The following is a 24166-nucleotide window of genomic DNA, read 5'->3' as shown; positions in this document are numbered from 1 at the left end:
CGCACGGGACCTAGCATTCCGGTCTGACATGCCTCCGACGTCGCGCTCCGCGTCCCACCTGCCAGGCAGGCCGCGCGGCGCCTGGCGACGTCACATGGGGTGGTTCCGAAGCGCTTGATTCGATGCGCGCGGCCGCTGCGCGCAAGCACTGGCGCGCGCATGGAACCGAGGGTGCCGACACATCGCACGCAGTGTGCCCAGGCCACGCACGCGAGCCTCACGGCACGTGCGCTACCGCCGCCTCCGACATGCAGTGCCCCAGGCCACGTACGCAGACCTCACGGCACGTGCACTACGGGCCCCTCCGACACACAGTGTGCCGAGGCCGCGCACGCGGACCTCACGGCACGTGCGCTACGGCCGCCTCCGACACGGAGCGGCGCCGAAGCACGACCCACCGCGGCAACGACGCTACAGGGACTCGCCAGACGCGCCCGAGGACCCGTCCCCCGGCGAACCCGAGCCATCCGCCACGGTGCGCGGCGCCGTCCTCGACTGCGGCTCCACCGTGACGCGCACGACGCGCGGCCCTTCGACTTCGTCCACGACGATGCGCCACATGTCGAGCCGCAGCGTGTCCCCCTTCACGGGAACGCGCCCCAGCCGCGTCATGAGGTAGCCGGCGATGGTCGTCACCTCGCCCTCTTCGTCCTCGTCCAGGTCGAAGTTGACGTCCAGGCGCTCTTCCAGGTCATCCAACTGCGCCGTGCCTGGAAGCTCGAAGCGGCCCCCTGGCAGCGCGCGGACCTCGTCCATGCGCCGGCCCAGCTCCGCCACGTCGCCCACGACCTCCGCCACCACGTCCGCGATGGTCACCAGCCCGGACGTTCCGCCGTGCTCGTCCACCACCAGCGCCGTCTGCCGGCGACGGCGACGGAACTCCGCGAGCAACTGCTCCAGCGTCGCGCCCTCCGGAATGAACAACACCGGCCGCTGCACCTGCGCCAGGCTGCGCAGCTCGCCCCGCGACAGCAGGAAGAAGAGGTCCTTCGCGTTCACCAGGCCCTCGACCTCGTCGAGGTTGCCCCGGCACACCGGCAGCCACGTGTGGCCCGCCGCGCGCGCGTCCGCGATGCACTTCTCCAGCGGCTCCTCCACGTCCAGGAAGCGCACCTGGTTGCGCGGCACCATCACCTGCCGCGCCGTCTTCTGCGCCATCTCCAGCGCGCGCTCCAGCAGCTCCGCGCGCGCCGTGGTGATGGCCCCCGCCTGCGCGGAGCTGTGGAGGATGACGAGCAACTCGTCCTCGCTGTGCGCCTCGTGCGCCTCTCCCACCGACTGGAGCCCGAAGACCCTCAGCACCCACGCCGCCAGCCCGTTGAGCAGGACGATGGCCGGGTAGAACAGGTAGTAGAAGAACCGCATCGGCAGCGCCACCGCGAGCGTCGTGTCCTCGGGGCGCTGGATGGCCAGGCTCTTGGGCGCCAGCTCCCCCAGCACGATGTGCAGGAAGGTGATGATGCTGAAGCCGATCACCACCGCCGCGGTGTGGGCCACCGTGGTGGCGGCGCCCTCCGGCACCAACTGCACCAGCACCGGCTCCAGCAGGCGCGCGAAGGCGGGCTCACCCAGCCAGCCCAGGCCCAGCGACGCCAGGGTGATGCCGAACTGCGTGGCGGAGAGATACGCGTCCAGCTTCTCCACCATCTTCATCGCCGCGGGGGCGCCCGGAGCGCCTTCGTCCACCAGCGCCTGAAGGCGCGTGGCGCGAATCTTCACGATGGCGAACTCGGTCGCCACGAAGAACCCGTTGGCGAATACGAGGAGAATCGCCAGCCCGAGGAACAACCACTCGTTGCCCATGGCTTAGAACAAGGCTTCGAAGTCCGGGTCACCCTTGAGGGCGTCGAACATGGGGTCCGTGGCCAGCCAACCCATGACCTTCGGACGGTCCGCCGTGAGCGACTTCTGCAGGTACTGCACGGCGTCCTTGGGACGCCCCCACAGCGCGAACAGCGCGGACAGGTTGTAGTTGAGCAGCAGGTCTTCCGGATTCAGCGCCCGCGCCCGCTCATAGGCGCGCTCCGCCTCCGCGTAGAAGCCCTTCTGGGCGTAGCAGATGCCCAGGTCGAGCTGCGCCTCGAAGTTGTCCGGCTCCAGCCGCACCACTTCCTTCAACTGGGTGATGGCAGAGCGGTAGTCGCCCTCGTCCATCATCAACGCGGCCAGCTCGTGACGGGGGAAGGCGTCCTGGGAGTCCAGCTCGATGGCCGTCTGGAGCTCCCGCATCGCCTCCTCCACCCGGCCCTGGTCCGCGTAGGTGAGGCCCAGGTTGAGGTGGGCGTCCGGGTACTCCGGATCCAACTCGATGGCTTCCTTGTACTCCTCCACGGCCATCTCCCCCGCGTGGGTGGAGAGGAAGCAGGCCAGGTTGTAGTGCGCCGTGGCGCTCTCCGGCTCCAGCTTCAAAGCCGTGAGGTACTCGGAGAGTGCGTCCCGGAAGAGTTTCTTCTCCGCGTAGACGGTCGCAAGGTTGTCGTGAGCGTGCGCGGAGCTCGGGTCGAGGTCGATGGCCTTCTTGAACTCCTTGATGGCCTCGTCGAGCCAACCCCGGTCCGCCAGCTCGATTCCACGAGTGTTGTGCTCGTCGGAGAGAGCGATGTTGTCCTTTTCGCGGGCCATGAGCGCGCGGGCAATCTACGCGCCGCGCTCCAAGGGGTGCAAGGTAGAGTTTCCCCCCGCCCATGCGCCACGCCGCCCTACTGCTGCTCCTGTTGTCCGCCTGTCACCCCCGCGCCGTCCCTTCCCCCGTGCCGCCCCCAGCGGAGGAGCCCGCTCGACAGTCCCCCGCCCCAGGGGATGCGGGCCCGGAGGCCACGCCTGCCCCCGCCGAGGCGCCAGACGCCGGCCCGCCCGCCCGCCCCATCTCCATCATCGTGGGCGGCGACGTGACGCTGGGGCACAACTACCAGACGCACTACGACGCGGAGCTGGCCAAGGGGCGCCCCCAGGAGGCCCTGATGGCCTACGGCTTCCAGGAGGTGAAGCCCCTGACGGACGCGGCCGACCTCTTCGTCGTCAACCTGGAGTGCCCCTTCACCGAGCGCGGCGAGAAGCTGCCCAAGAACTTCAACTTCCGCGCGAAGCCGGAGCTGGTGGGCATCCTCACCGCGGGCGGCGTGGACGTGGTGAGCCTGGCCAACAACCACCTGATGGACTTTGGCGCCCAGGGCCTGCTGGACACCCTGGACACGCTGGACGCGTCGAACATCCCCTACTTCGGCGCAGGCCGGAACATGGCGGAGGCCCGCCGCCCCGCCATCCTCACCGTGGAGGGCCAGCGGGTGGCGCTGCTGGGCTACTTCTTCCTCGGCACGCGCAACATCGAGCCGCCCGGCGTGTACGCCACGGAGACGACGCCCGGCGTCGCCGGCCACTTCTCCGACGTGGCCCTCATGGAGCAGATGCTGCGCGAGGACATCGCCGCGGCCCGGGCCCAGGCGGACATCGTCCTGCCCTACTTCCACTGGGGCCGCGAGGGCACCTACACGCCGGAGCCCTACCAGGTCCAATTGGCCCACGCGGCCATCGACGCGGGCGCCTCAGGTGTGCTGGGCGCCCACCCGCACGTCCTCCAGGCCATGGAGTTGTACCAGGGCAAGCCCGTCGTCTACTCGCTGGGGAACTTCGTCTTCGGGGGAACTGGAACCCTCGCGACAAGCGCGGCGCGCTGTGGAAGGGCCACTTCGGACCCGACGGCGCCTACGTGTCCAGCGAGGTGCTGCCCTTGAGGACCGACCGCTTCCCGGAGCTGCCCTTCCAGCCGGTGCCCGTCACGGGCGAGGCGGCGGAGGCGGTGCTGCGGCTCCTGGCGGAGTCCTCTGAAGGCGTGGAGCGGATGCTGCCCGAGTTGGAGCCGTGGGCCCGTCCGCCTCCCTCCCCCGAAGTCCGAGGGAGGGAGTAGCGCACGCGCTAGACCTTGTTGTTGGACTGGCCCTTCTTGGCGCGGTTGCGGCGGCGCTTGAGCTGGGCCTTCCGGCCCTTGGCGCGGTTGGCGACCTTCTTCTTGGAACGATTTCCCTTCTGGGCGGGCATGTGGAAGGACTCCGTGTAGGTGATGTGAAAAACGACCGCAGAGCGCGGTGAGGGCGGCCTTTTTTCATGCTCCCGCCCAAGCGTCCAAGGATTTTCTTGACTCCGCCCGCCCTTGCCAGAGGGCCGGCAAAGGGGCAATACCCCCCGGAACGACGATGATTGACAAACTCGAAGACGTCGAGCGCCGGTTCGAACGCCTGACCGCCGACCTGTCGAACCCCGAGGTACTCAGCGACTCGGCGAGGCTCCAGAAGGTCTCCAAGGAGCGCGCGGGCCTGGAGAAGCTGGTCGAGGCCTTCCGCGCCTACCGCAAGGTCATCTCCGACATGGAAGAGGTGGAGACCTGGCTCGGCAGCGGCGACGCCGACGAGAAGGCCTTCGCCCGCGAGTCCCTCCCCGGCCTCAAGGAGCAGCGCGAGGAGATGGAGGCCAGCCTCAAGATTCTCCTCCTGCCCAAGGACCCGAATGACGAAAAGAACGTCATCCTGGAAATCCGCGCGGGCGCGGGTGGGGACGAGGCCGCCCTCTTCGCCGAGGAGGTCATGCAGATGTACCTCCGCTACGCGGACCGCCGGGGTTGGAAGGCGGACATCCTGGACATGAGCCCGGGCAACGCGGGCGGCGTGAAGGACGCCACCGTGACGCTGTCCGGCGACGCGGTGTTCAGCAACATGAAGTACGAGTCCGGCGTCCACCGCGTGCAGCGCGTGCCGGCCACGGAGACGCAGGGCCGCATCCACACGTCCACCATCACCGTGTCGGTGATGCCGGAGGCGGAGGACGTGGACGTGCAGGTGAACCCGGCGGACATCGAGATGCAGGTGATGCGCTCCACGGGCTCGGGCGGCCAGAGCGTCAACACCACGGACTCCGCGGTGCGCCTCATCCACCACCCGACGGGCATCGTGGTGAAGTGCCAGCAGGAGAAGAGCCAGTTGAAGAACCGCACCATGGCCATGCGCATGCTGCGGGCGAAGCTCTACGAAATCGAGCAGGAGCGCATCCGCAACGAGCGCGACTCCGCCCGCCGCGCGCAGGTGGGCACGGGCGACCGCAGCGAGAAGATTCGCACCTACAACTTCCCGCAGGACCGCCTGACGGACCACCGCATCGGCCTCACGGTGCACAACCTGCCGGGCGTCATGGCGGGGGACGTGGAAGACATCCTCACCGCCTGCCGGACCTACTATCAGGCCGAGGCGCTCAAGGCGCAGACGGCTGGCGGCTCGAAGCCCTCCGCATGAGCAGCGAGCCCTGGACCATCCGCAAGGTCCTCACCTGGACGACCCAGCACTTCGAGAAGCGACAGGTGGACGCGCCGCGTCTCACCGCGGAAATCCTCCTGTCGTTCGTGCTCAAGCTCAGCCGCGTCCGGCTGTACGTGGACCTGGACCGCCCGCTCTCCAAGGAGGAGCTGGGCGCCTACCGTGCCCTCATCGAGCGGCGCATGGCGGGCGAGCCCACGCAGTACCTGACGGGCGTGCGTGAGTTCTACAACCGCCCCTTCAAGGTGGACGCCCGGGTGCTGATTCCGCGGCCGGAGACGGAGCTCCTGGTGGAGGCGGCGCTGCGCATGCTTCCCAAGGACGCGCCCGGACGCGCGCTGGACGTGTGCACCGGCTCGGGCTGCATCGCCATCAGCCTCGCGGCCGAGCGGCCCCAGGCCACCGTCATCGCCACGGACCTGTCGCCGGACGCCTGCGCCCTGGCCCAGGAGAACGCCCAGGCGCTGGGCGTGGCGGACCGGGTGACGGTGCTGCAAGGCGACCTCTTCGCCCCGGTGCCGGCGGACGCGCGCTTCCAGGTGGTGGTGTCCAACCCGCCGTACATCGCCTCCGGGGACATCCCGGGCCTGTCCGCCGAGGTGCGCCGCGAGCCGAAGCTGGCGCTCGACGGCGGCCCGGACGGACTGGTGGCCGTGCGGCGGGTGGTGACGGGTGCGCGCCAGTGGTTGGAGCCTGGCGGGCTCCTTGCAATGGAGATTGGCGAGGACCAGGGCCCTGCCCTCCTGGAGCTCCTGCGGGCCGCGGGCTACGCGGACGTCAGAGTGGAGAAGGACCTGGAGCGGCGGGAGCGAATGGCTTTTGGGACACAGCCCGTGGCCAGCGGGCCACAGGGCTGAAGACGCAGGGGACCATGGACAAGATTGTCATCAAGGGCGGCCAGGCGCTGCACGGCGAGGTGCAGGTCTCGGGCGCGAAGAACGCGGCGCTGCCCATTCTCGCCTCGGCGCTGCTGGCGGACGGCACCTCCACCTACCGCAACGTGCCGGACCTGGCGGACGTCGCCACCATGCTCAAGGTGCTGCGCACCATGGGCTGTGACACCGAGCGCGACGGCGACACCACGGACGTCTGCCGCATCGGCGTCAACGGCCACATCACCCCGGAGGCGCCGTACGACCTGGTGAAGACGATGCGCGCCAGCGTGGTGGTCCTGGGGCCGCTGGTGGCCCGCTTCGGACGGGCGCGCGTGTCCATGCCGGGCGGCTGCGCCATTGGCGCGCGCCCCATTGACCAGCACCTCAAGGGCCTGAAGGCGCTGGGCGCGGAAATCCACCTCACCGAAGGCTACGTGGAAGCCACCGCGAAGCAGCTCAAGGGCGGCACGGTCAACTTCGACGTCATCACCGTCACCGGCACGGAGAACGTGATGATGGCGGCGGTGCTGGCCAAGGGCCGCACGGTGATGGAGAACTGCGCCCGCGAGCCCGAGGTCGAGGAGCTGGCCAAGGTGCTCAACAAGATGGGCGCGCGCATCGAGGGCGCGGGCACCTCCATCATCACGATTGAGGGCGTGGACGGGCTCAAGCCGGTGGAGCACGCCATCCTCCCCGACCGCATCGAGGCGGGCACCCTGCTGGTGGCGGCGGCCATCTCCGGCGGCAACGTGCTCGTCAAACGCGTGGTGCCCGAGCACCTGGACGCGGTGGTGGAGAAGCTGCGCGAAACCGGGTGCACGATTACCGCCGAGGCCGGCGGGCTGCGCTGCCAGGCCCCCCAGCGGCTCGAGGCGGTGAACATCACCACCACGGAGTACCCGGGCTTCCCCACCGACATGCAGGCCCAGTTGATGGCGCTCATGTCTGTCAGTCAGGGAACGTCCGTCATCAGCGAAAACATCTTCGAGAACCGCTTCATGCACGTGCCGGAGCTGGACCGGCTCGGCGCGGACATCTCCATCCAGGGGCACACCGCGGTGGTGAAGGGCGTGAAGGGCCTGAGCGGCGCGCCCGTCATGGCCACGGACCTGAGGGCGAGCGCCTCGCTCATCCTCGCGGGGCTCCGAGCGGAGGGCCGCACCGACGTCAGCCGCGTCTACCACCTGGACCGGGGCTACGAGCGCCTGGAGAGCAAGCTGCGCGGCCTGGGCGCGGACATCCGCCGCGAAAAGGCGTAGGCCCGAGGGGCCAGGGGGCGACGAGACGGCGCGTTGCCAACAGAAGGCGCGAGGCGGGTTGCATCCGAATTTTCGCGCGACCTATCATTCTCCAATCGACTGGGGAGAACACCACTCCCCCCTAACAGGAGAATGGAACCGGCCCATGGATTGCCCCAGCTGCAACGTCGAGATGTCGGATCTCGAGGGGGATGATCAGACGTTGCGAAAGTGTGGAGATTGCGGCGGGCTGTGGATTGACGTCGCGGACCTCAACCGGGTCCTGCTCCACAACAACCTCCCCGGGCTGGAGAGCCAGGGCGGTAAGGTGGATGCGGAGGCGCTGACCGGTCAGTGCCCCGAGTGCCAGGTCGACCTCGTCCGCGTCGACGGCGGCGACCGCCAGCACCCCCTCCACTACGACACCTGCGAGTCCTGCGGCGGCATCTTCCTGGAATCGGAGTTCCAGGACGCCACCGACGTAAAGGTGGCCGTCGAGGAAATCATCGTGTTCTTCCGCCACTTCGGCGCGAAGCGGAAGATGGCCGCGCTCTGAGGCGCTGAGGCGGACCGCCGCGGCCCGAGAAGGCAGGCGGGCGGCGGCCAGCCCGTCACCTCAGCGCTGACTGCGGAACTCGCGTCCCCAGGCCTCGGTGACGGGGCCGTCGAACTCGAGCGCCGCGTCGGGCGCGCGCGTTCCCTCCGCGTCTCCCTTCGGGAAGCGCGCGGTCACCCGGCCGACCGAAGGCACCTCCAGGGACAGCTTGTCCCCGGACAGCGTGTAGGCGCCGCTGACGGTGGAGGACACCTCCCCCTCCAGTGGCTCCTCGGTGAAGCTGTACGTCCCATCCAGGTAGAACGACAGGAACCGGTGCGGAGCGCCCTTCAGGCCTCCGAACCAGGTGCCCAGCAGCGGCGCGAGCCGGGCGTTGTACTTCAGCTTCGGCGCCAGCCACGTCCCGTTGAGCGCCTTGCCCCCTGAGTAGAAGACGATGTCGGTGACGCACACGGGCGCGTCGTCATTCGCGCCCCGGAAGCGGTCCGACACCTCCAGGGTGAAGCGGGCCCCTCGCAGCGCAGGCTTGAGCGGGACCGCCTGGAGCCCGCGTTTGTCCTCCACGCTGACGCTGCGGGCCTCCTTCACGCCGGTGACAGTCAGTTTGCGCGCGCGGGCACGGGCCTTGAACGCAGCCCGGTCCGACCCGTCCCCCGTGTAGACGCGCACCTCGTCGATGGTGACGATTTCCTTGAAGCCGAAGGTGAAGGCCGGGGCCTCGCCGTTGACGCACCAGACGGTGGTGTCGCGGCCGTCGAGCACGTTCAGGGGCCCGTAGCGCTCCGGCTGGCTGTTGCGCTCCAGCCAGTCGTCGGTCTGGACGTAGCCGGGGGGGACGTTGGGAGCGGCGTGGGCCGCGGTGACGAGCAGGAGGGGGGCGAGGAGCAGGCGTCGCATGCGCCCCCATCTTTGATCGCCTCGCGCACGGGGCTCCAGTCCATGAATTCACCGAGAGGTCGGGGCCGCCCGGATGAAAGCACCCGCGAGGGTGTTGGGGTGCTTGACACGCCATGGCCTACGGGAAGGATGTGGCCTGTTCTGGAGGAGACCGTGATGCGACGTTGGGGGTGGGTCTGTGTGCTGGGGCTGATGATGGCCGCCTGCAAGGAAGACAAGGCGCCGGAAGTTCCGGACGCGGGGCCGGTGGAGACGGGCCCGTCCGCCCTCACGGAGAAGGAGCCCAACGACAGGCCCGACCAGGCGCTCGACATCACCCGGAACAGCACGGTGTCGGCGGAGCTGACGGCGCAGCCGAACAAGGCGGATGAGGACTGGTACCGGCTGGCGCCCTCCTCTCCGCGGATCGTCGAGGTCTCCGTGTCCGGCCTGCCCGGGGGCGACATCACCTTCGAGGTGTACGACCGCGACCGCAACCGGCTGGTGGGCGTCAACAGCGAGGGCGAGGGCAAGCCGGAGCGCTTCCCGAACCTCTACGTCGACGGGGAGCGCTTCCTCCGCGTGGTGCCCGCGCGCAAGGGCGTGGGCGGGGCGTACACGCTCGAGGTCCGCATGCGCGTGCCCGAGGACGGCGAGGAGCGCGAGCCCAATGACCGGGCCGTGGACGCGGTGAATCTGCCGCTCGGCCAGACGGTGACCGCGTTCCTGGGTCACGCGGGTGACGAGGACTGGTACCGCATCGAACTGCCCGACCCGTCGCAGCCGGCCGGCGGGGATGGCACCATGCCGTCTGGCGTCCAGGGAGCTCCCGAGGAAGGCTCCGGCCAGGACGGGACTGGCCAGCCGCAGGGCCAGGGCGGTCAGCAGGGCCAGGGTGGCAATGGCGCTGGTGGCTTCGGGGCACAGCAGGGCCAAGGTGGCAACGGCGCCGGTGGCTTCGGGGCGCAGCAGGGCCAGGGTGGCAACGGCGCCGGTGGCTTCGGCGCTCAGCAGGGCTCGGGCAACAGCGGTGCAGACGGGCTCACGGCGCAGCAAGGTCAGGGCACCAACGAGGCGGAGGGATTCGCCGACCAGGACGGCGAGGGCAACACCGGCGCGGGCGGCTTCGGCACGCAGCAGGGCCAAAGCGACACCGCCCCCGGACGCGAGGGCCAGGACGGCCAGGGCCTCGCGGCGCAGCGAGGCCAGGAGGACACGGACACCTTCGGGCGCGAGCAGGACGCCCCCTCCCCTACCCTCGAAGGAACCTTCGGCGGCAGCGAGCCGCCGGCCGTGGGCAGCGCGGCGGTGGGCGCGGCCATCGCGCGTGCGCTGGACGCTGGCGTGCCCGCGGTACCGCCGGAGCCGCCTTCCGTGGCCCTGAAAATCGAGCTCACCGGCGTGGACGGCGTGAGCCCGGAGCTCTCGGTGCTGTCCGCCGCGGAAGCCCCGCTGTTCTCCCTGCGGGGCAAGGAAGGCGAGACGCTGTCGCTGCGCAACATCGGCGTGCGCGCCACCGACCGGGTCGTCTACGTGGTGGTGAAGACGAGCTGGGTAGGCACCGGGAAGAACGCGCGCCGCACCTTCAACGCCACCATGCCCTACACGCTGACCGTGTCGCAGGAGGAGGCAGGCGCCAGCGCCGAGCTGGAGCCCAACGACGAGCTCCACAAGGCCACTCCGATTACGGCCGGTGGCTACCGCCAAGGCTTCCTGGCCCCCAAGGGCGACGTGGACCACTTCGTCCTGAAGACCTCCGAGCCGGTGCTCGCGAAGGTGGAGCTGACGGGTGTGGACCGGCTGGACCTGGTGCTCTCCATGGTGGAGCCGCCGGAGGGCGAGTCGGGCAAGGAGACGGTGCTGCTGCGCGCCAATGACGGCGCCATCAAGGAGCCCGAGCGCCTCAACAACGTCGCCTGCAATGGCACCTGCTACTTCCGGGTGGAGGGGGCGTCGCGCAAGGTGGACGGCAAGTGGGTGAAGGACTTCGAGAACGCCGAGCAGCCCTACCGAATCACCATCACCACCGTCCCGGACAACGGCACCGAGGAGCGCGAGCCCAACAACACCGCGGAACGGGCGCAGGACCTGACGCTGGGGCAGCCGGTGCGCGGCACGGTGTATCCGGTGAAGGACACCGACTTCTTCCGGCTGGACCTGTCGGACCGGCCCGTGCGCACGCCCATCCGAGCCACGTTGCTGGGCATCCTGAAGGTCGACGTGGGCCTGTACCTGCACCGCATGCAACCGGACGGGAAGCTGTCGCTCGTGCAGACGGCTGACCGGGCCAAGGGCGACCAGCCGGAGAGCATCCGCTACAGCGCCGAGCCGGGCGTCTACTTCTTCGAGGTCCGGGACGCGCGCAACCGCGAGTCCAACTTCCAGGACTCGTACCAGCTCACCGTCGAGGAGACGGAGTAGCGCCTCACTTCCCGTTGACAAGCCGCAGGGCGACCCGTACTTTGCGCCCTGCTTCGCCTGCGGTGGTAGCTCAGTTGGTAGAGCACGAGCTTCCCAAGCTCGGGGTCGAGGGTTCGAATCCCTTCCGCCGCTCACAGATAAAGGCCGGTGGTCCCAAGAGGACCGCCGGCCTTCGTCTTTTCGGGCCTAGGCCACGAAGCCAGTATCGGAGCCCCCTCCCAATCGGACACGGTTGCTTCTAACGCCTGAACGGGTCGTGGCCGAGCTTCCCAAGCTCGGGGTCGGGCGTTCGAATCCTGCCCCCTCAGCCCGGACCTGGGTTACCTGCGGAGCACCTTGAACAACGCCCCCCATGGAACGGCCCCAGGCAATAACGACCTCCCCTCCTGCGATACCGAAACCGGGGTTTGCACCGTCTCGGATGCACCAGAGGAGCCGCCCAGGCAGCAACCTGCGGAAAAGCCCGGCCCCACGCTGATCTACGTGGGTGACCCGATGTGTTCCTGGTGCTGGGGGATATCGCCGGGCCTTCGGCAGTTGGAAGCCCACGCGCACCGTTTGGGCATCCCGTTCCACATCTGGGTGGGCGGGCTTCGTCCCGGAGGCGGTGACGCGTGGAACGCGGGTTTCAAGGCCTTTCTGCGTCACCACTGGGAAGAGATTGCCGCCCGCACCGGGCAACCCTTCACCTACCGGCTGCTGGAGCGCGCGTCGTTCAACTACGACACCGAGCCCGCGTGCCGCGCGTTCGTCGTGCTCCGAGCCATGTTGCATGAGACGCGCGCGCCCTCGACACGGCGCTACGACGCATTCGCCGCCGTTCAGCAGAAGTTCTATGCGCAGGGCGAGGACCCGACCGCCCCCTCCTTCTACGAAAGCATCTGTGCTGACGTCGGCGTTGCCTTCGAATCGTTCCTTCCCCGATTCGAGCACGCGGACGCCAAGGCAGCGACGGCCCAGGAGTTCAGAGAAGCCCGAGGACTGGGCGTCAGCGCGTTCCCAACAGTGTTGTATCGCAGCGACGCGGGAACGAAGGTCCTCGCCAGTGGCTACGCGACCGGGCCTCAGATGATCGCTGCGCTCGACAGGGCCGCTCAAGAGCCTCGGCGGTAGCCCCCGTCGAGGCCCAGCAGCGCCGACAGCCTACGGACTCACCGGCTTCAAACAGTAGAGCGTGGTGCTCTCGCGAGAGCGCGCCATGTGCAGCGGGTCCGACTTGTCCTTCGCCTTCGAGTGCCGCGCCGGAGTCGACCGCGCCCACTGCACCGCGAGGCCGCAACGCTCGAACTGCGCTTCGAGCCACCCCTGTGGACGCAGCCCCAGCAGCACCGCGAGGTCCGACAGGAGCAGCAGTCCCACGCCTCCGGGCGCGAGCGAAGCAGAGAGCCCTTCGAGAAAGCGCTTCAGGAACTCGCTGTCCTCATCGAACACCGCGCGGTCCACCCGGTTCTTGGGCGGTTCGGGAATCCAAGGGGGATTGCACACCACGATGTCCGCCGTGCCCTTCGGAAACAAGTCGGCCTCGGCCACCTGGAAGCGCTTTCCAAGTCCGAGCTGCACCGCGTTCTCTCGGGAACAGGCCACGGCGCGCGAATCACAGTCGGTCGCCTGCACGGAGGCCGCGCCGCGCTGGAGGAGGAGGAACGAGAGCACGCCGGTCCCCGTGCCGATGTCGAACACCCGCTTGCCCTTCACCTCCGTGAGCGACAGCAGCAGCTCCACATAATCCGTGCGCGTCGGAAGGTAGACGCCGTAGTGAGGGTGAAGCAGACCCGTGAGGCCAGGAACGGCGAGCCCCTTGCGCCGCCACTCCGCCGCACCGAGCATGCCGAGGAGCTGCTTGAGCGGGACCACGGTGGTGTCCATCGTTGGCGCGCCCCAGACCTGCAGACACGTCAGGGACGTGTCCGGGGCCCGTGCGAGCCCGAGCCTGTAATCGCGGTCAAGGGACACCACGATGCGCGACAGCGTCTCGTGTTCGAGCTGCCGTGCCCGGCGCTCCGCACGGAAGGCCTCCAGCGGCGAGCGCGCCTTCGCCGGCTGCGGCAGCCGTCGGCTCAGCGCGCCGATGAGCTGCTTCGCGTTGTGAAAGTCTCCAGAGTAAAGCAGGAACTCGCCTCGCTTCACCCGCTTGAGCGCCGTGTCCGCGCTGAGCCGGTCATTCACAGGGGACAAGCGGGCAGGCGCGGGGACCGCGCTCTCGGAGTGCCAGGTGAAGGCGGCATCCGACGGCGTCTCGGACGAAGCTTCGGAGGGGAGCGGCCCCTGGGGCGGGACGTCGGGTCGGGGATCGCGGGACATGGCCCAGGGGTAGCATGTCTACGCGCGCGCGTCGCTCGTAGCGATGACGTGGAACGGCATGGCCCCATTCAGCCCTCGGGGGCGGCTGAGGAGCTGAGTGAGGTGCCGCCTCTCCCGTGGTCTACAGGACGCTCCCGTGCAGCATTCCCCGGTAATGCGATGAAGGGTCCCCGGAGCGAACTTACGCAAGTGCTCCGGAGAGAATTTCGAGGGCGGCGCGCCGACCGGACCGGAGCGCTCCCTCCATCCATCCGGGCATGGGAGAGGTTTGGTCTCCCGCGAAGTGAATGCGGCCCTCTCGGATGGCGAGCGCCCTTCCCCACTGCGTGAGTTGCCTCGGCCGGAACCACGCGAAGGCGCCCCGGGCCCACGGGTCCAGGTCCCACGCGTACGAGGCGCCACGAAGCACTTCGGAGGAGAGCCCCGAAGCGACCTGGCTCATTCCGTCCGTCACCATGGCGATGCGCGCCTCATCGGAGAGAAGACTCGCGGCGCGGGCCCTCGGGCCCGCCATGTACGCTTCGAGGATGCCAGCGGCCTGCGGCTGCGTCGGTGCCGCATCCATGACGTGCATCATGGGGAGGTCCGTCAGCCAATCCTCCGTCCACCCCCACTCCGACCAGAGCCGGCGCCGACACTGGATGAAAGTGCGCACGACGGACGTGTGCTCGAGTTCACGAATCGCCCGCAGCTTCTCCGCCGAGAAGGTGGAGCCCCCTTCAATGCCTCGCAGGACCGAGAACGGAATGGCACACACCAGCCGCTCCGCGGTGAACGTCCTGTGCTCACCCGAGTCGCCACGGCAACACACGCTGACAGTCCCCGGGGTCTGCTCGATGCGCATCGCGGCCCACCCGAACCGAACCCTGTCACCCAGCGCTCCCGCCAGAGCCAAGGGAAGCCGCTCACTCCCTCCCCTCAAGGTGTAGGCGCTCACGCCCCCTCTACCGACGGTCAGCAACTCCCGACGAAGAACCCCGAGCGCCGAACTCGCGTCGATGCCGTCGCCCACGAGGTCGAACCGCCCCAGACTCAAGACATCGATGGCGCCCGAAGAGGCTCCACGCTCCGCGAGTGCTTCACGCAGCGTCAGGCCATCGAGTTCGCTCGCATCGGGCCCAGGCCAGGAGGGGTGGAGCGGATCGCCCACGGCCTCCAGCAGGGGGAACAGGTATCGCCGGTAGAGGCCCGCCAGGCCGAGCTGTCGTTCATCCGCCCGCAGAATGTACGGCAAGCCCGAGTCATCACCGAAGGGAGCCAGGATGCGCCTTCCCTGAAGGTGAAAGGGCCGCAGGGCCGACATGTGAGGGACTGGCAGCGAGTCGAGCTCCAGGCCGAAGGTCTTCGCATGCTCCAGAAGCGCCGAGTGCCCGCTGAGGACATACTTTCCACCGGCCTCTGCATACATCCCATCGGAGAACGGCTCTCGCAGAGTCAAAACACGGCCACCGACGCGAGAGCGCGCCTCGAGAACGATGACATCCTGTCCCGCGAGGACCAGCTCGTATGCCGCCGCCAGCCCCGCGAGGCCGGCGCCCAGGATGATGGTGCGTTCGCGCATTCGAACCGTCACGTCACGCCAACGGAAGCACGTAGGGGTTCAACTGCCCTCGCCGGAGCTTGAGAGGTGATGTGGGGAGCTGGGGATTCTTCGGCGGGAGGCGACGCGGCAGCAATCCGCTCCCGAGGCGCAACAAGCCCGGACAGAACGCCATGGGCTGCGTTCCAAGCACCAGTGCCTGGCAGGTCCGGAACGGCGCGGCAGCATCCAGCGTGAGCTCAATGACCAGGGTCCGGAGCCCACTCTGGTGAAACCTCGAAACGAGGTCCTCCGCCGTGTCGGAGACACGAACACGGGGAAGTGCCACGGGAGGTCCCTGCAGGAGCAGGTCGACAGCGCTGCGCATCGCCGGATTCAAGTAGAGCAACGTGATGTCGAGAAGCGAATCACTGAGCCAGGTGCTCTCCAGGACCGGGGGCCGCCGGAGCGCCTCGAAATCAATCGACAGCTCGCGTTGAAGCGTCAGCGCCTCCGTCACCATCCGCATTTCGCGGAGCGCGCGTTTCACGGCCACCGCAGGGTCACCCGCCGCCGCCGCCGTGAGCAACGTCCCGCCCTGGGGAAACATGCCCTCCCCTGTCGCCACCGCGATGAGCGCGACGACGTGGAGGCCCGCACGGCCGGGCAGGTACGCGAAGTGGAGCCCCCAGCCCGCCTCCTCGAAATGGCGCGACTCCGCGGCGTCGACATCGAGCGTGGCCGGGTCGATGCGCCTCGCGCCTTCACCGCGGTACCAGGCGAGCTGAAGTGCGTCTCGCTCGACCACCTCCAAGAGCGCGGACCGCAGCGCGGCTTCATGGCTCGTATGCGTCGCGACGCCATTCGACGAAGCGCACAAGAAGCGCGGCTCCACGAGCTGTTCAGACGTCGTGAAGGCGGCCGGAACGAGCAATTGCTCACCCGTCTTCGCGTCCGTGGCCATGACCCAATCCAACGGCGTGTCCTGCGTCACAGGCGCGTAGGGAAACCCGGGGCTCGCGTACTGCGCCGGCGTGTAGAGGTCCCACTGACGCAGGGGCAGGAAGGGGCGCTCGAGGGCACGCGCAGGCGTCGCGAGGACATCAGGCACACGAAGAAGGGACGAGGCGCGCTCGATGGCCTCCGCGCGAGCCGTCAATCGCCGCTCCTCCAGGGAGCTACCGACCCCCACCTGGGCTTGGTGATGGCCTGACACCACGGGACGTCCTCGCCTTCGAGCACGCAGCGTGGCCGCGCCCCAGACCAAGGTCACGATGGAAGGCGCTCCCCGCTTGCCACGCACGGTGGACTCTTTTGTCGCGACGCCCACGCGGCCCAGCGCGGCACCTGCCATCCGTGAGCCTTCCAGCCTCCCGATGTGTTTCACCGCGCGCAAGGACGAGGAGCACTCGCATCCCGCCGACGGCCTCGGCCGCGTGCGGCGAGCGAGGGCCTGCCCATACGTGCCCTCGGCCCAACCCTCCGTATCGAAGCAGGGATGCTTCATGACGGCCCGGAGGGCCTTCACATCGGCGGCGCCCAGGGCAATCACCGCGCGGCGTGGGAGCGCATTCGCGACCGCGGCAGCCTCCGCGGGCGAATCCGCGCTCTGGACCTCCCACAGCAGGCCACAGGAGAGGCATCCGACACGGCCAGCGCGGCGCCATCGGGTGGCGCTCAGTTGGATGAGCGATTCGCCCTTCTCGGCAATGTCGACCGTGCGCAGGGGGCCCAGTCGAAGCCCGCCCGTGATGCCGCATGTTTTGCGGAGGGCTTGTGCGTCCCACAAACGTGGACCGCCACGCCCCAATGCCTCTTCCTCTTCGAACCGTGCTCCGAGCTCAGCGGCGCTGTCAGGGTCGACCCCCGCCTTCACCAGCGCACGAACGAGTGCGGCCTTCCCTCCACGGCCAATGCTTTCGAGGAGGGAAACGAGACGGGCAAAGGGCAGGCCCCGAATCTCCATCAGCGCCTTGCGGGTCTGAAGGATGGAGACGCCCTTGCCCATTTCGAGGAGCACGACACCTGACTGAAGTCCCATGTCGTGCTCGGACTGCTGCTGTTATTTCGAGAGGTGGGAGATGTTGGAGGAGCTGCACCTGTTGGTTTCGAACGACTTGAGCGCAGCCCCCTTCAGAACGCGAACCGTGACCTTGAGAGTCTTTGCGCGCTTCGTACGAGCAGGCTTCTTCATGTTCGGCCTCCCTGAGTGAGTCCGAATTGTCTTCACAGGCCACACTTCAAGTCAACAACAGGCGCGATGACGCATCGTCTCACGTTTCAGCTTTTTCGCCTGGCTGGCGAGGAATCTCCATCAGGTGCGCGACAGCAAGAGCATGCTGACAACCCAGGCCAACAGGCTTCGCCAGTCCTCGCCCGTGGCGACCTGAGCAGCGTGCTGTTCAAGCACCGTGTCCAACGTCGCACCGCTCGGCAGGTCCAGTGACGTGATGAGGGCGCTGGTGTTGCCGACGGCCGAGCCAGACTCGACCGCGATGCGCCAGAGTCTCCGTGGCGCGGGCTCCTCGACGACGAGGACATCGGTGACGGGGGCGTGCTGTTCCTTGTCGGGAGACGCCAGCGCCGACTCGGGCTGGACGCGAAAATGAAGGGACGTTTTCGGAAGGCGGATGTCGTCGACGGACGAGGTGCCCAGCGGCGTTTTCATCGCACGCCGCGCATGCATTCGCGACACGTCCCAAGACGCGCCTTTCGCCTCACGGTGGACGAGCTGCATCCACCTCGGGACGCAGCGCTTGCGAAAGCGAAGCACGGCCTCCGCGTCTCCGACGAACAGCGGCAACATGGCCGTGAACTTGCGGTCGTTCAGAGCCTCGTCGAGGCGCTTGTATCCCGTGTCCCTGGCGGCCTGGTCCAGTGCGGCAATGGGCATCTCGCAGAGAATGCGATCCGCATCATCGCCCGAGATGATCCTGGCTTCGGCGTCAGCCATCACTTCCTTCTTCACGCTCCTGGGAAAGAAAGTCGCCCAGTAGCCGCGTGTGTCATCGTCCGGGTCTGTCCAGTCGAGCAGTCTCATTGAATGGGTTCTCTTCTTCCACGCCGGGTCGGAATCAGCGTACCCCGGCCCTCCCCATGCACGTCCATCGTGACGCGGGCCTGCCCCGCTTCGACGAAGGACCTCCTGCGACAGCGATGCGGCGGAAGGACTTCTGGTGCGTGACAAGCAGGAGGTGTTCAGGCCCCTGAGCGAGCAGACACCAGTGGCCGAAGGCGGCCCCAGAATCCTCCGGTGCCCAGGCTGACACTTCGAATCCGACGCATCGATCATCCACCACTGATGTGGCTTCCGTTCGAGCGCGACGAAACGCTTCAGTGCAACACCCCAGAGCCGCTCCGCTCCTGGGTAGCGCCGTGAACAGCCGCACACCGTGCGGTCCGACTCACGCCACGGCTCGAACGTCGTCCCATCCGTTCGAGAATGCAGGCGTTGTCCAACGGGCTCACGCGTACGCTTCAGTCCACACCTGGCGCGGCCCCGCGAAGCGGACAAAGGCGCATGGGAGGTCGATGTGGGCAGCGCGCTCAGTCTCCCGCGCGAGCGCGGGCACCTCCTGGTAGTCGCGGTGCCCGTTCACCAGCAGGCGACTCTCCGCCAGGGAGATGTGCCGCCGAAGCGTTGCATTTTGCGTCTCAAGGGCATTTTCGACCCGGCGCGCCTCGCGCAACACAGTCCATTGGCCAGACGAACCTGCACCTCGTTCGCAGCGAGGAGGCCAAGGCGCGGCGTGCCAGCACGTAGACATGAAGGGCGAGCAGTTCGAGCCGTATCGGCGCGTCGCATTTCCACACGTCGAGAAACCAGCCCTCCCGCCTCGAAACATCGAGCGAGTCGAGAAGCGAAGGACCAAGAAGTGTCTCGTGGAGTCCGTGTTCGAGCGAGGAGGCCATTCGTAGGGCTCCCCACCTCCGCCCGAGGCGCCGGCCCCAACCGCGATGCCCGGACCGAGGAGGCGCCCACAGCCGACGGCGCTCTCTCGACGGCTAAGAGCCGTGGCGTCATGAGCGACCCCGCCTTGAAGGTGAAGCGGCTGCTCGCGCGTGGACGCTGACAGTGCCCGGACCGGTCATCGACATGGGCAGCGCTCGGCCCGAGACACGGCGGGCTCGGCACAACCCTGCCGGCTCCCGTTGGGGGACAAACTCCAACAGGGGCATTGGAGTATTTATGTCTCGCTGTTCTTGTTTCCACCGGCTTACTCGAAATACTGTCGGGGCAGCCCTAATCCGGCTTCGCCCGCCTGTCCCGGCTGGCACTGCATCCTCAGGAGTGGTCGCCTATGCGTATCCCCCGTAGTCCCTTCCGCCGAAACGTGTTCGGCGCACTGTTGTTTTCCGTGTCGGTCGCGGCCTGTGCCCCGGCTCCCGAAATGGAGTCCGCGGACGAGAAGTCTCCGGATGTGGGGACGACCGGACAGGACGTCATCTACGGCGAAGACCACCGCACGGATGTCTACGCGTACACGGCGATCCCGGCGATGCGCGAGCGGGCGGAGCGGTCGACGGTGGCGCTGATGGATGCGGTGGACATCGACGCGTCCGACCCGAGCAACGTCATCTTCAACGCGCCCACGCTGCAGTCCTACTTCAATCTCTGCTCGGACCAGCGCTTCCTCCAGGACCCCACGCCGGCCTGGTGCTCGGGTACGCTCATTGATGACGACCTGGTGCTCACCGCCGGCCACTGCCTCAGGACCGCGGCGGCCTGCGCGGGCACGCGCTTCGTCTTCAACTTCTACCGCACGTCGGAGACCGGGCTGCAGACGGTGACGACGGACGACATCTACTCCTGCCAGGCCATCGTCGCGCGCCAGGAAGGTGTCGTGAACGGCCGCAACCTGGACTGGGCCATCGTCCGGCTGGACCGTCCCGCCGCGCCGCGCTTCGAGCCCGCGCCCATCCGTCCGGGCAACGAGGCCCTTCCGCTGAACACCGGCGTGACCGTCATCGGCTCCGGCAGCGGCGTCCCGTTCAAGATCGACGACGGTGGCTGGGTGCGTGACGCCCGCGCCAGCACGCTGGACTTCTTCGTCGCCAACACGGACACCTTCGGCGGCAACTCGGGCTCGGGTGTCTACGAGAACGACACCTTCACGGTCGCCGGTATCCTGGTGCGTGGCGCGACGGACTACGTCGCGCGCGGTAGCTGCAACGTCGTGAACCAGTGCACGGACACGGGTTGCCGCGGTGAGGACATCACCTACGTGCGCCCCGCCGTGGAAGGCTACTGCGCCATCGCCGGCAGCATGCGCCTGTGCGGTCGGTCCGAGCCGCCCCCGCCGCCGCCGCCGCCCCCGGCCCCGCCGAGCAACCCGTTCACCTACAACGCCACCGCCACCAACAGCGCCCAGACGAACACCACCAACTACACCATCGCGCTGGAGCAGGGTCAGACGCTGACCATCGCCACCTGCGGTCTGCCGGGCGCGAACTTCACGGGTGACACGTACCTGCGCCTGCGCAACGCCTACGGCTCGGAAGTGGCCGCCAACGACGACGCCTGCGGTGGCCGTGGCTCCAGCATCATGTTCACCGCCGCCGTCACCGGCGACTACATCATCGCGGCGGGCTGCTTCTCCTCTGGCACCTGCTCGGGCTCCGTCGCCTGGACCATCACCGGTGGCAATGACCCGGACCCCGAGCCCGAGCCGGATCCGGAGACGGGCACGTTCACCTACCGCGCGCGCACCACCAACAGCGCGATGCGCAACTACGTCGCCCACGAGTTCGCCCTCACCGCGGGCCAGGTCCTCACCGTCGCCACGTGCGGCGTGCCGGGCGCGAGCGTCGTGGGTGACACCTACCTGCGGCTCTACGTCGGCGCCGATGAAGTCGCGGAGAACGACGACGCGTGCGGCATCGGCGGAGGTTCCCGCGTGACGTACACCGCCACCGCGGCCACCACCGTGCAACTGCGCGGAGGCTGCTACGGCAGCGGCCGGTGCGTCGGCAACGTGGTGTGGACCATCCAGTAGTTCGGATGTGAAGTCTGGGCGCGGGTGACCTTCTGGCACCCGCGCCCGCCGTTTCGCAGCCCCGTGTGCTTCCGCGCTCCCCGCCGCTCACGTCTCGAGCCCGGGTAGAGCCCCTCCCCTTCGCACCGCGGGCCGTGTGTCATGCTCTGGCCTCCAACTGACGCGTGGCCCGCCGGCCAGGCGAGGAGGGTCCATGGAGCGTCGTCCCTTGGGAAAGACGGGCCTGCAGGTGTCCGCGCTGGGCTTTGGTGCCGGGCACGTGGGGGGTTCGGAGCTCTCGGAGTCGGAGGCCGCCGCGTTGTTGCACGGTGTCCTGGACGCGGGCATCAACCTCATCGACACCGCGCCCGGCTACGGGGCGTCGGAAGAGCGCATCGGCCGGCACCTGCGGGGACGCCGCTCCGAATACGTCCTCTCCACCAAATGCGGCTACGGCGTACCGGGCGTGGAGGACTGGACGCCCGAATGCATCACCCGCGGCGTCGACCAGGCCCTCAGCCGCCTTCACACCGACGTGCTCGACGTGGTGCATTTCCACTCGTGCCCGCTCGAGGTGCTTCAGCGGCCCGGCCTGGTGGAGGCACTGGTCCGCGCGGTGGAGGCGGGAAAGGTCCGCGCCGCCGCCTACTCCGGCGACAACGCCTCGCTGGAGTACGCCATCGGCACCGGGGCGTTCGCCGCGGTCCAGACCTCCGTCAACCTCTTCGACCAGCGCGCCATCGACCGGGGTGTCGCGTGGGCCCAGGGACGGGGCATGGGCGTCATCGCGAAGCGGCCTCTGGGAAACGCGCCCTGGCGCTTCGCGGAACGCCCCGAGGCACATGACCTCGGTGAGTACTGGAACCGGATGCGGGCCCTGTCGCTCGACACGAGGGGGATGGACTGGAGCGACGTGGCCCTGCGCTTCGCCGCGCATGTCCCTGGCGTCTCCACCTGCATCGTGGGCACCCGGCGACTGGAGAACCTGCGGCGCAACCTCCGGGCATGGGAGGAAGGACCGCTGCCTTCGGACTTCGTGGAAGCCATTCGCGACGCATTTCGTCGGAACGACACCGGCTGGGACGGGATGATTTGAGTCCAGCCCCCGCGGAGACCTGCGGCTCCGCGAGGGCCAGGGGTCCTTCAACTCACCGCATCAACTCGAGGTCGCCATCGCCGTCACGCCCCCGCGTCGTGGCGCGCTACAGCGTTGGCTCCTCGCCAACCCCGGGCACGCAGACCCCCACCGAGCACCGCTTGCTCGAGGGGCAGACCACGCCACAGGCACCGCAGTTGAACCTGTCAGCCGTCACGTCCGTGCACTGCGAACCACACTGCTGCCGGGGAGGCGTACACGCGCCACCCACGCATTCGAAACCACCCGGCGTATTCACGCACTGCTGATTCGGCTGGCACGTGTGCGTTCCGTTCGCGCACTCGTCGATGTCATTGCACGTCCAGCCATTGCCCCAGTAGCCAAGCCGGCACACGCAGGTGTAGCTGCCCGGCGTGTTCACACAGAAGGCATTCACCGAGCACTGCGCGGTGCCATTGGTGCATTCATTGACGTCGTTGCAAACGGAGGGCTGCGTGCCCTGACAGTTGAAACCCGGCTCCAGTTGGCAGGCGCTGCTACAGCCATCACCGGACATCCGGTTGCCATCATCACACTGCTCCCCGGCGGACACCCGGCCATCACCACAGACGGAGCCGACACCGCCGCCCGTGTCCTCGATGGCGTCCAGACCGAACAGCGAGGCGAGACCGCCGCCCAACCTCACATAGCGGTACGGCGTGGCGCTGCTGAAGGGCACCAGCGTGGAGTGCGTCCCCAGGCCCAGGTCCAGCAGGTTCGCCTGCGCCGTGCTGATGATGCTCATGTCCGAGCGCAGGAACTCCACCTGGGCAATCACCGCGAGCGAGAGCCCCCGGTAGTAGATGCGCAGGGGCCCCGTGCCCTCTTCGCCCCGCCCCATGTCCAGCACCAGCGAGCCGCCCAAAAGCCCGAGGAACGTCGCGACGTTGCCATCCGGCGGACCCACGGCGGCGTTCGGGTTGATGACGGCGATGACACCGCTCTGGACGACGGCGTTGGCGTAACGGTCCCCCGCCTGCATCGCGGTCACCGTTTCCGATGACGCCTCCCCCTCCGCCAGCGTCTCATCGGTCACGAACGGTTCGTGCTCCTGCCCCTGCTCCAACTCAGGGCCACACGCACTCAACATTCCGAGCGCCAGCGTCGCGCTCAGGCATCGCCACATGGGGGCCATTTGACTGCCATTCATTGTGTTGCTCCATTCCACTGGGAATCGGGGATGGCGGCCTGGCAGGGAGACATTCACAACGAAGCGCCGCCACACATCCATAACGCACGCCGACCCGCTCAGGCTTTAAACACACGCATCGCGATACCGGGCCGCGTATGCCATTGGACATGTATCTCGCCGGATATCGCCGCGACGAACGCCAGGAGACACCCACCCTGGCCATCAAGGCTGCGACCCACGTCCCAGCACGCCCCCGCGCTCTCGATTCTCGGGAGTGAAGAGGCGTGAAATGGGAACAATGACGTGGTCGAATCTTCGTCCGACACGCGCGCTTCGCGCGTCGAGCACACCCACACATGCCTCGCGAGCCCCCCATCGTCCTGCCCGTCTCGCTGCCGCTGCTGCGGCATGCGAATCCGTGGGCGCTGCTGCTCGCGAAGGAGGCGGGCTACTCCTCCGCCGTCGCCGCCCTGCTCTCCGAACGCTACGCGCTGAAGAGCGACGAGAAACCCTTCGTGAAGGAGCTTCTCGGGCGCAAACGCAACCTGTGGGTCTTCCGATGCGACCAGCGCCGGTTCGCGGGAGACTTCGTCGTCGTCAACATGGCGGAGCCCCGGCTCACGCGACGCGCGGTGGTGGTGCTGGACCTCAAGATGGGCGCGCCGCTCGTCATCGGAGGAGGCGGAGCCGGCATGCAGCTCACCCATGCCCAGGACGCGGTGCACGGCGTCGCGTCACGCCCTGGCGTCATTTCACCAGACGCCCCCTATGTGCTGGCGACAGGTGACAAGAGCGTCATGCTGGCCTACCTGGGCGCGGACTGACTCTGGATTCGCGG

18 protein-coding genes, 1 tRNA gene and 1 pseudogene are annotated in these 24166 nt (G+C 68.2%); 11 read left to right on the top strand and 9 right to left on the bottom strand.

The genetic code is table 11. The annotated features are described in order from the left end of the window. Positions 1-411: 411 nt before the first annotated feature. On the bottom strand, positions 412-1803 hold the full coding sequence (locus A176_RS09550) for a hemolysin family protein (RefSeq protein WP_002640442.1): 1392 nt from the start codon (positions 1801-1803) through the stop codon (positions 412-414). 3 nt (positions 1804-1806) lie between these two features. Further along, a complete protein-coding gene (locus A176_RS09545) occupies positions 1807-2622 on the bottom strand; it encodes a tetratricopeptide repeat protein (RefSeq protein WP_002640443.1) in 816 nt (271 codons plus the stop codon). A 62-nt stretch (positions 2623-2684) separates the two neighbouring features. Between A176_RS09545 and A176_RS09540 the strand changes: the two are divergent. Then, a pseudogene (locus tag A176_RS09540) lies at positions 2685-3904 on the top strand (CapA family protein). An 8-nt stretch (positions 3905-3912) separates the two neighbouring features. Here the strand turns inward: A176_RS09540 and A176_RS40780 are convergent. Next, complete coding sequence (locus A176_RS40780) at positions 3913-4035, bottom strand: hypothetical protein (RefSeq protein ID WP_002637587.1); 123 nt, start codon at positions 4033-4035, stop codon at positions 3913-3915. A 155-nt stretch (positions 4036-4190) separates the two neighbouring features. Here A176_RS40780 and prfA point away from each other — a divergent pair, with 155 nt between their 5' ends. From prfA to A176_RS09520, 4 genes are all read left to right on the top strand, one after another. After that, on the top strand, positions 4191-5279 hold the full coding sequence (gene prfA / locus A176_RS09535; RefSeq protein WP_002637586.1) for a peptide chain release factor 1: 1089 nt from the start codon (positions 4191-4193) through the stop codon (positions 5277-5279). Continuing rightward, positions 5276-6157, top strand: coding sequence for a peptide chain release factor N(5)-glutamine methyltransferase (gene prmC / locus A176_RS09530; protein WP_002637585.1), 882 nt, complete (start codon positions 5276-5278; stop codon positions 6155-6157). Before prfA ends, prmC begins: the two co-directional genes overlap by 4 nt. 14 nt (positions 6158-6171) lie before the next feature. After that, positions 6172-7434 (top strand): UDP-N-acetylglucosamine 1-carboxyvinyltransferase, encoded by a 1263-nt coding sequence (gene murA / locus A176_RS09525; RefSeq protein ID WP_002637584.1) that lies wholly within the window; start codon positions 6172-6174, stop codon positions 7432-7434. Positions 7435-7579: 145 nt separating this feature from the next. Continuing rightward, positions 7580-7969: a zf-TFIIB domain-containing protein gene (locus A176_RS09520; protein WP_002637583.1), complete on the top strand. Its 390-nt coding sequence runs from the start codon at positions 7580-7582 to the stop codon at positions 7967-7969. A 60-nt stretch (positions 7970-8029) separates the two neighbouring features. On the opposite strand, the gene A176_RS09515 is transcribed toward A176_RS09520, so the two are convergent. Then, the gene (locus A176_RS09515) at positions 8030-8866 is read right to left on the bottom strand and encodes an NADase-type glycan-binding domain-containing protein (protein WP_002637582.1); all 837 of its coding nucleotides are present in this window, start codon (positions 8864-8866) and stop codon (positions 8030-8032) included. Positions 8867-9022: 156 nt separating this feature from the next. On the opposite strand from A176_RS09515, the gene A176_RS09510 reads away from it, so the two are divergent. The 3 genes from A176_RS09510 to A176_RS09500 all read left to right on the top strand — a co-directional run bounded on the left by A176_RS09510 (position 9023) and on the right by A176_RS09500 (position 12379). Continuing rightward, the gene (locus A176_RS09510; RefSeq protein ID WP_044890600.1) at positions 9023-11266 is read left to right on the top strand and encodes a hypothetical protein; all 2244 of its coding nucleotides are present in this window, start codon (positions 9023-9025) and stop codon (positions 11264-11266) included. A 59-nt stretch (positions 11267-11325) separates the two neighbouring features. After that, a tRNA-Gly gene (locus tag A176_RS09505) sits at positions 11326-11398 on the top strand. Positions 11399-11602: 204 nt separating this feature from the next. Further along, positions 11603-12379, top strand: coding sequence for a DsbA family protein (locus A176_RS09500; protein ID WP_044890601.1), 777 nt, complete (start codon positions 11603-11605; stop codon positions 12377-12379). Positions 12380-12409: 30 nt separating this feature from the next. On the opposite strand, the gene A176_RS09495 is transcribed toward A176_RS09500, so the two are convergent. From A176_RS09495 to A176_RS09480, 4 genes are all read right to left on the bottom strand, one after another. Next, positions 12410-13567, bottom strand: coding sequence for a 50S ribosomal protein L11 methyltransferase (locus tag A176_RS09495; protein ID WP_002637579.1), 1158 nt, complete (start codon positions 13565-13567; stop codon positions 12410-12412). A 181-nt stretch (positions 13568-13748) separates the two neighbouring features. Beyond that, the gene (locus tag A176_RS09490; protein WP_002637578.1) at positions 13749-15128 is read right to left on the bottom strand and encodes a flavin monoamine oxidase family protein; all 1380 of its coding nucleotides are present in this window, start codon (positions 15126-15128) and stop codon (positions 13749-13751) included. Between the two features lie 13 nt (positions 15129-15141). Continuing rightward, on the bottom strand, positions 15142-17127 hold the full coding sequence (locus A176_RS09485) for a YcaO-like family protein (RefSeq protein ID WP_002637577.1): 1986 nt from the start codon (positions 17125-17127) through the stop codon (positions 15142-15144). Between the two features lie 273 nt (positions 17128-17400). Next, positions 17401-18126 carry a hypothetical protein gene (locus A176_RS09480; protein ID WP_002637576.1) on the bottom strand — a complete coding sequence of 242 codons (726 nt, stop codon included), beginning with the start codon at positions 18124-18126 and terminating at the stop codon, positions 17401-17403. A gap of 1261 nt (positions 18127-19387) precedes the next feature. Between A176_RS09480 and A176_RS09470 the strand changes: the two genes are divergently transcribed. Beyond that, positions 19388-21082, top strand: a complete 1695-nt coding sequence (locus tag A176_RS09470) for a trypsin-like serine peptidase (RefSeq protein ID WP_049872261.1) — start codon at positions 19388-19390, stop codon at positions 21080-21082. 193 nt (positions 21083-21275) lie between these two features. Continuing rightward, positions 21276-22157 (top strand): aldo/keto reductase, encoded by an 882-nt coding sequence (locus A176_RS09465; RefSeq protein WP_002637573.1) that lies wholly within the window; start codon positions 21276-21278, stop codon positions 22155-22157. A 106-nt stretch (positions 22158-22263) separates the two neighbouring features. On the opposite strand, the gene A176_RS09460 is transcribed toward A176_RS09465, so the two are convergent. Continuing rightward, entirely contained in the window at positions 22264-23232 is a 969-nt protein-coding gene (locus A176_RS09460; RefSeq protein WP_021781465.1) for an EGF domain-containing protein, read from the bottom strand. 452 nt (positions 23233-23684) lie between these two features. Here A176_RS09460 and A176_RS09455 point away from each other — a divergent pair, with 452 nt between their 5' ends. Beyond that, a complete protein-coding gene (locus A176_RS09455) occupies positions 23685-24152 on the top strand; it encodes a hypothetical protein (RefSeq protein WP_002637571.1) in 468 nt (155 codons plus the stop codon). Positions 24153-24166 lie beyond the last annotated feature (14 nt).

It is taken from the genome of Myxococcus hansupus, from assembly GCF_000280925.3.
Classification (GTDB): Bacteria; Myxococcota; Myxococcia; order Myxococcales; family Myxococcaceae; genus Myxococcus; species Myxococcus hansupus.
This window is presented reverse-complemented; position numbering and strand designations above follow the sequence as displayed.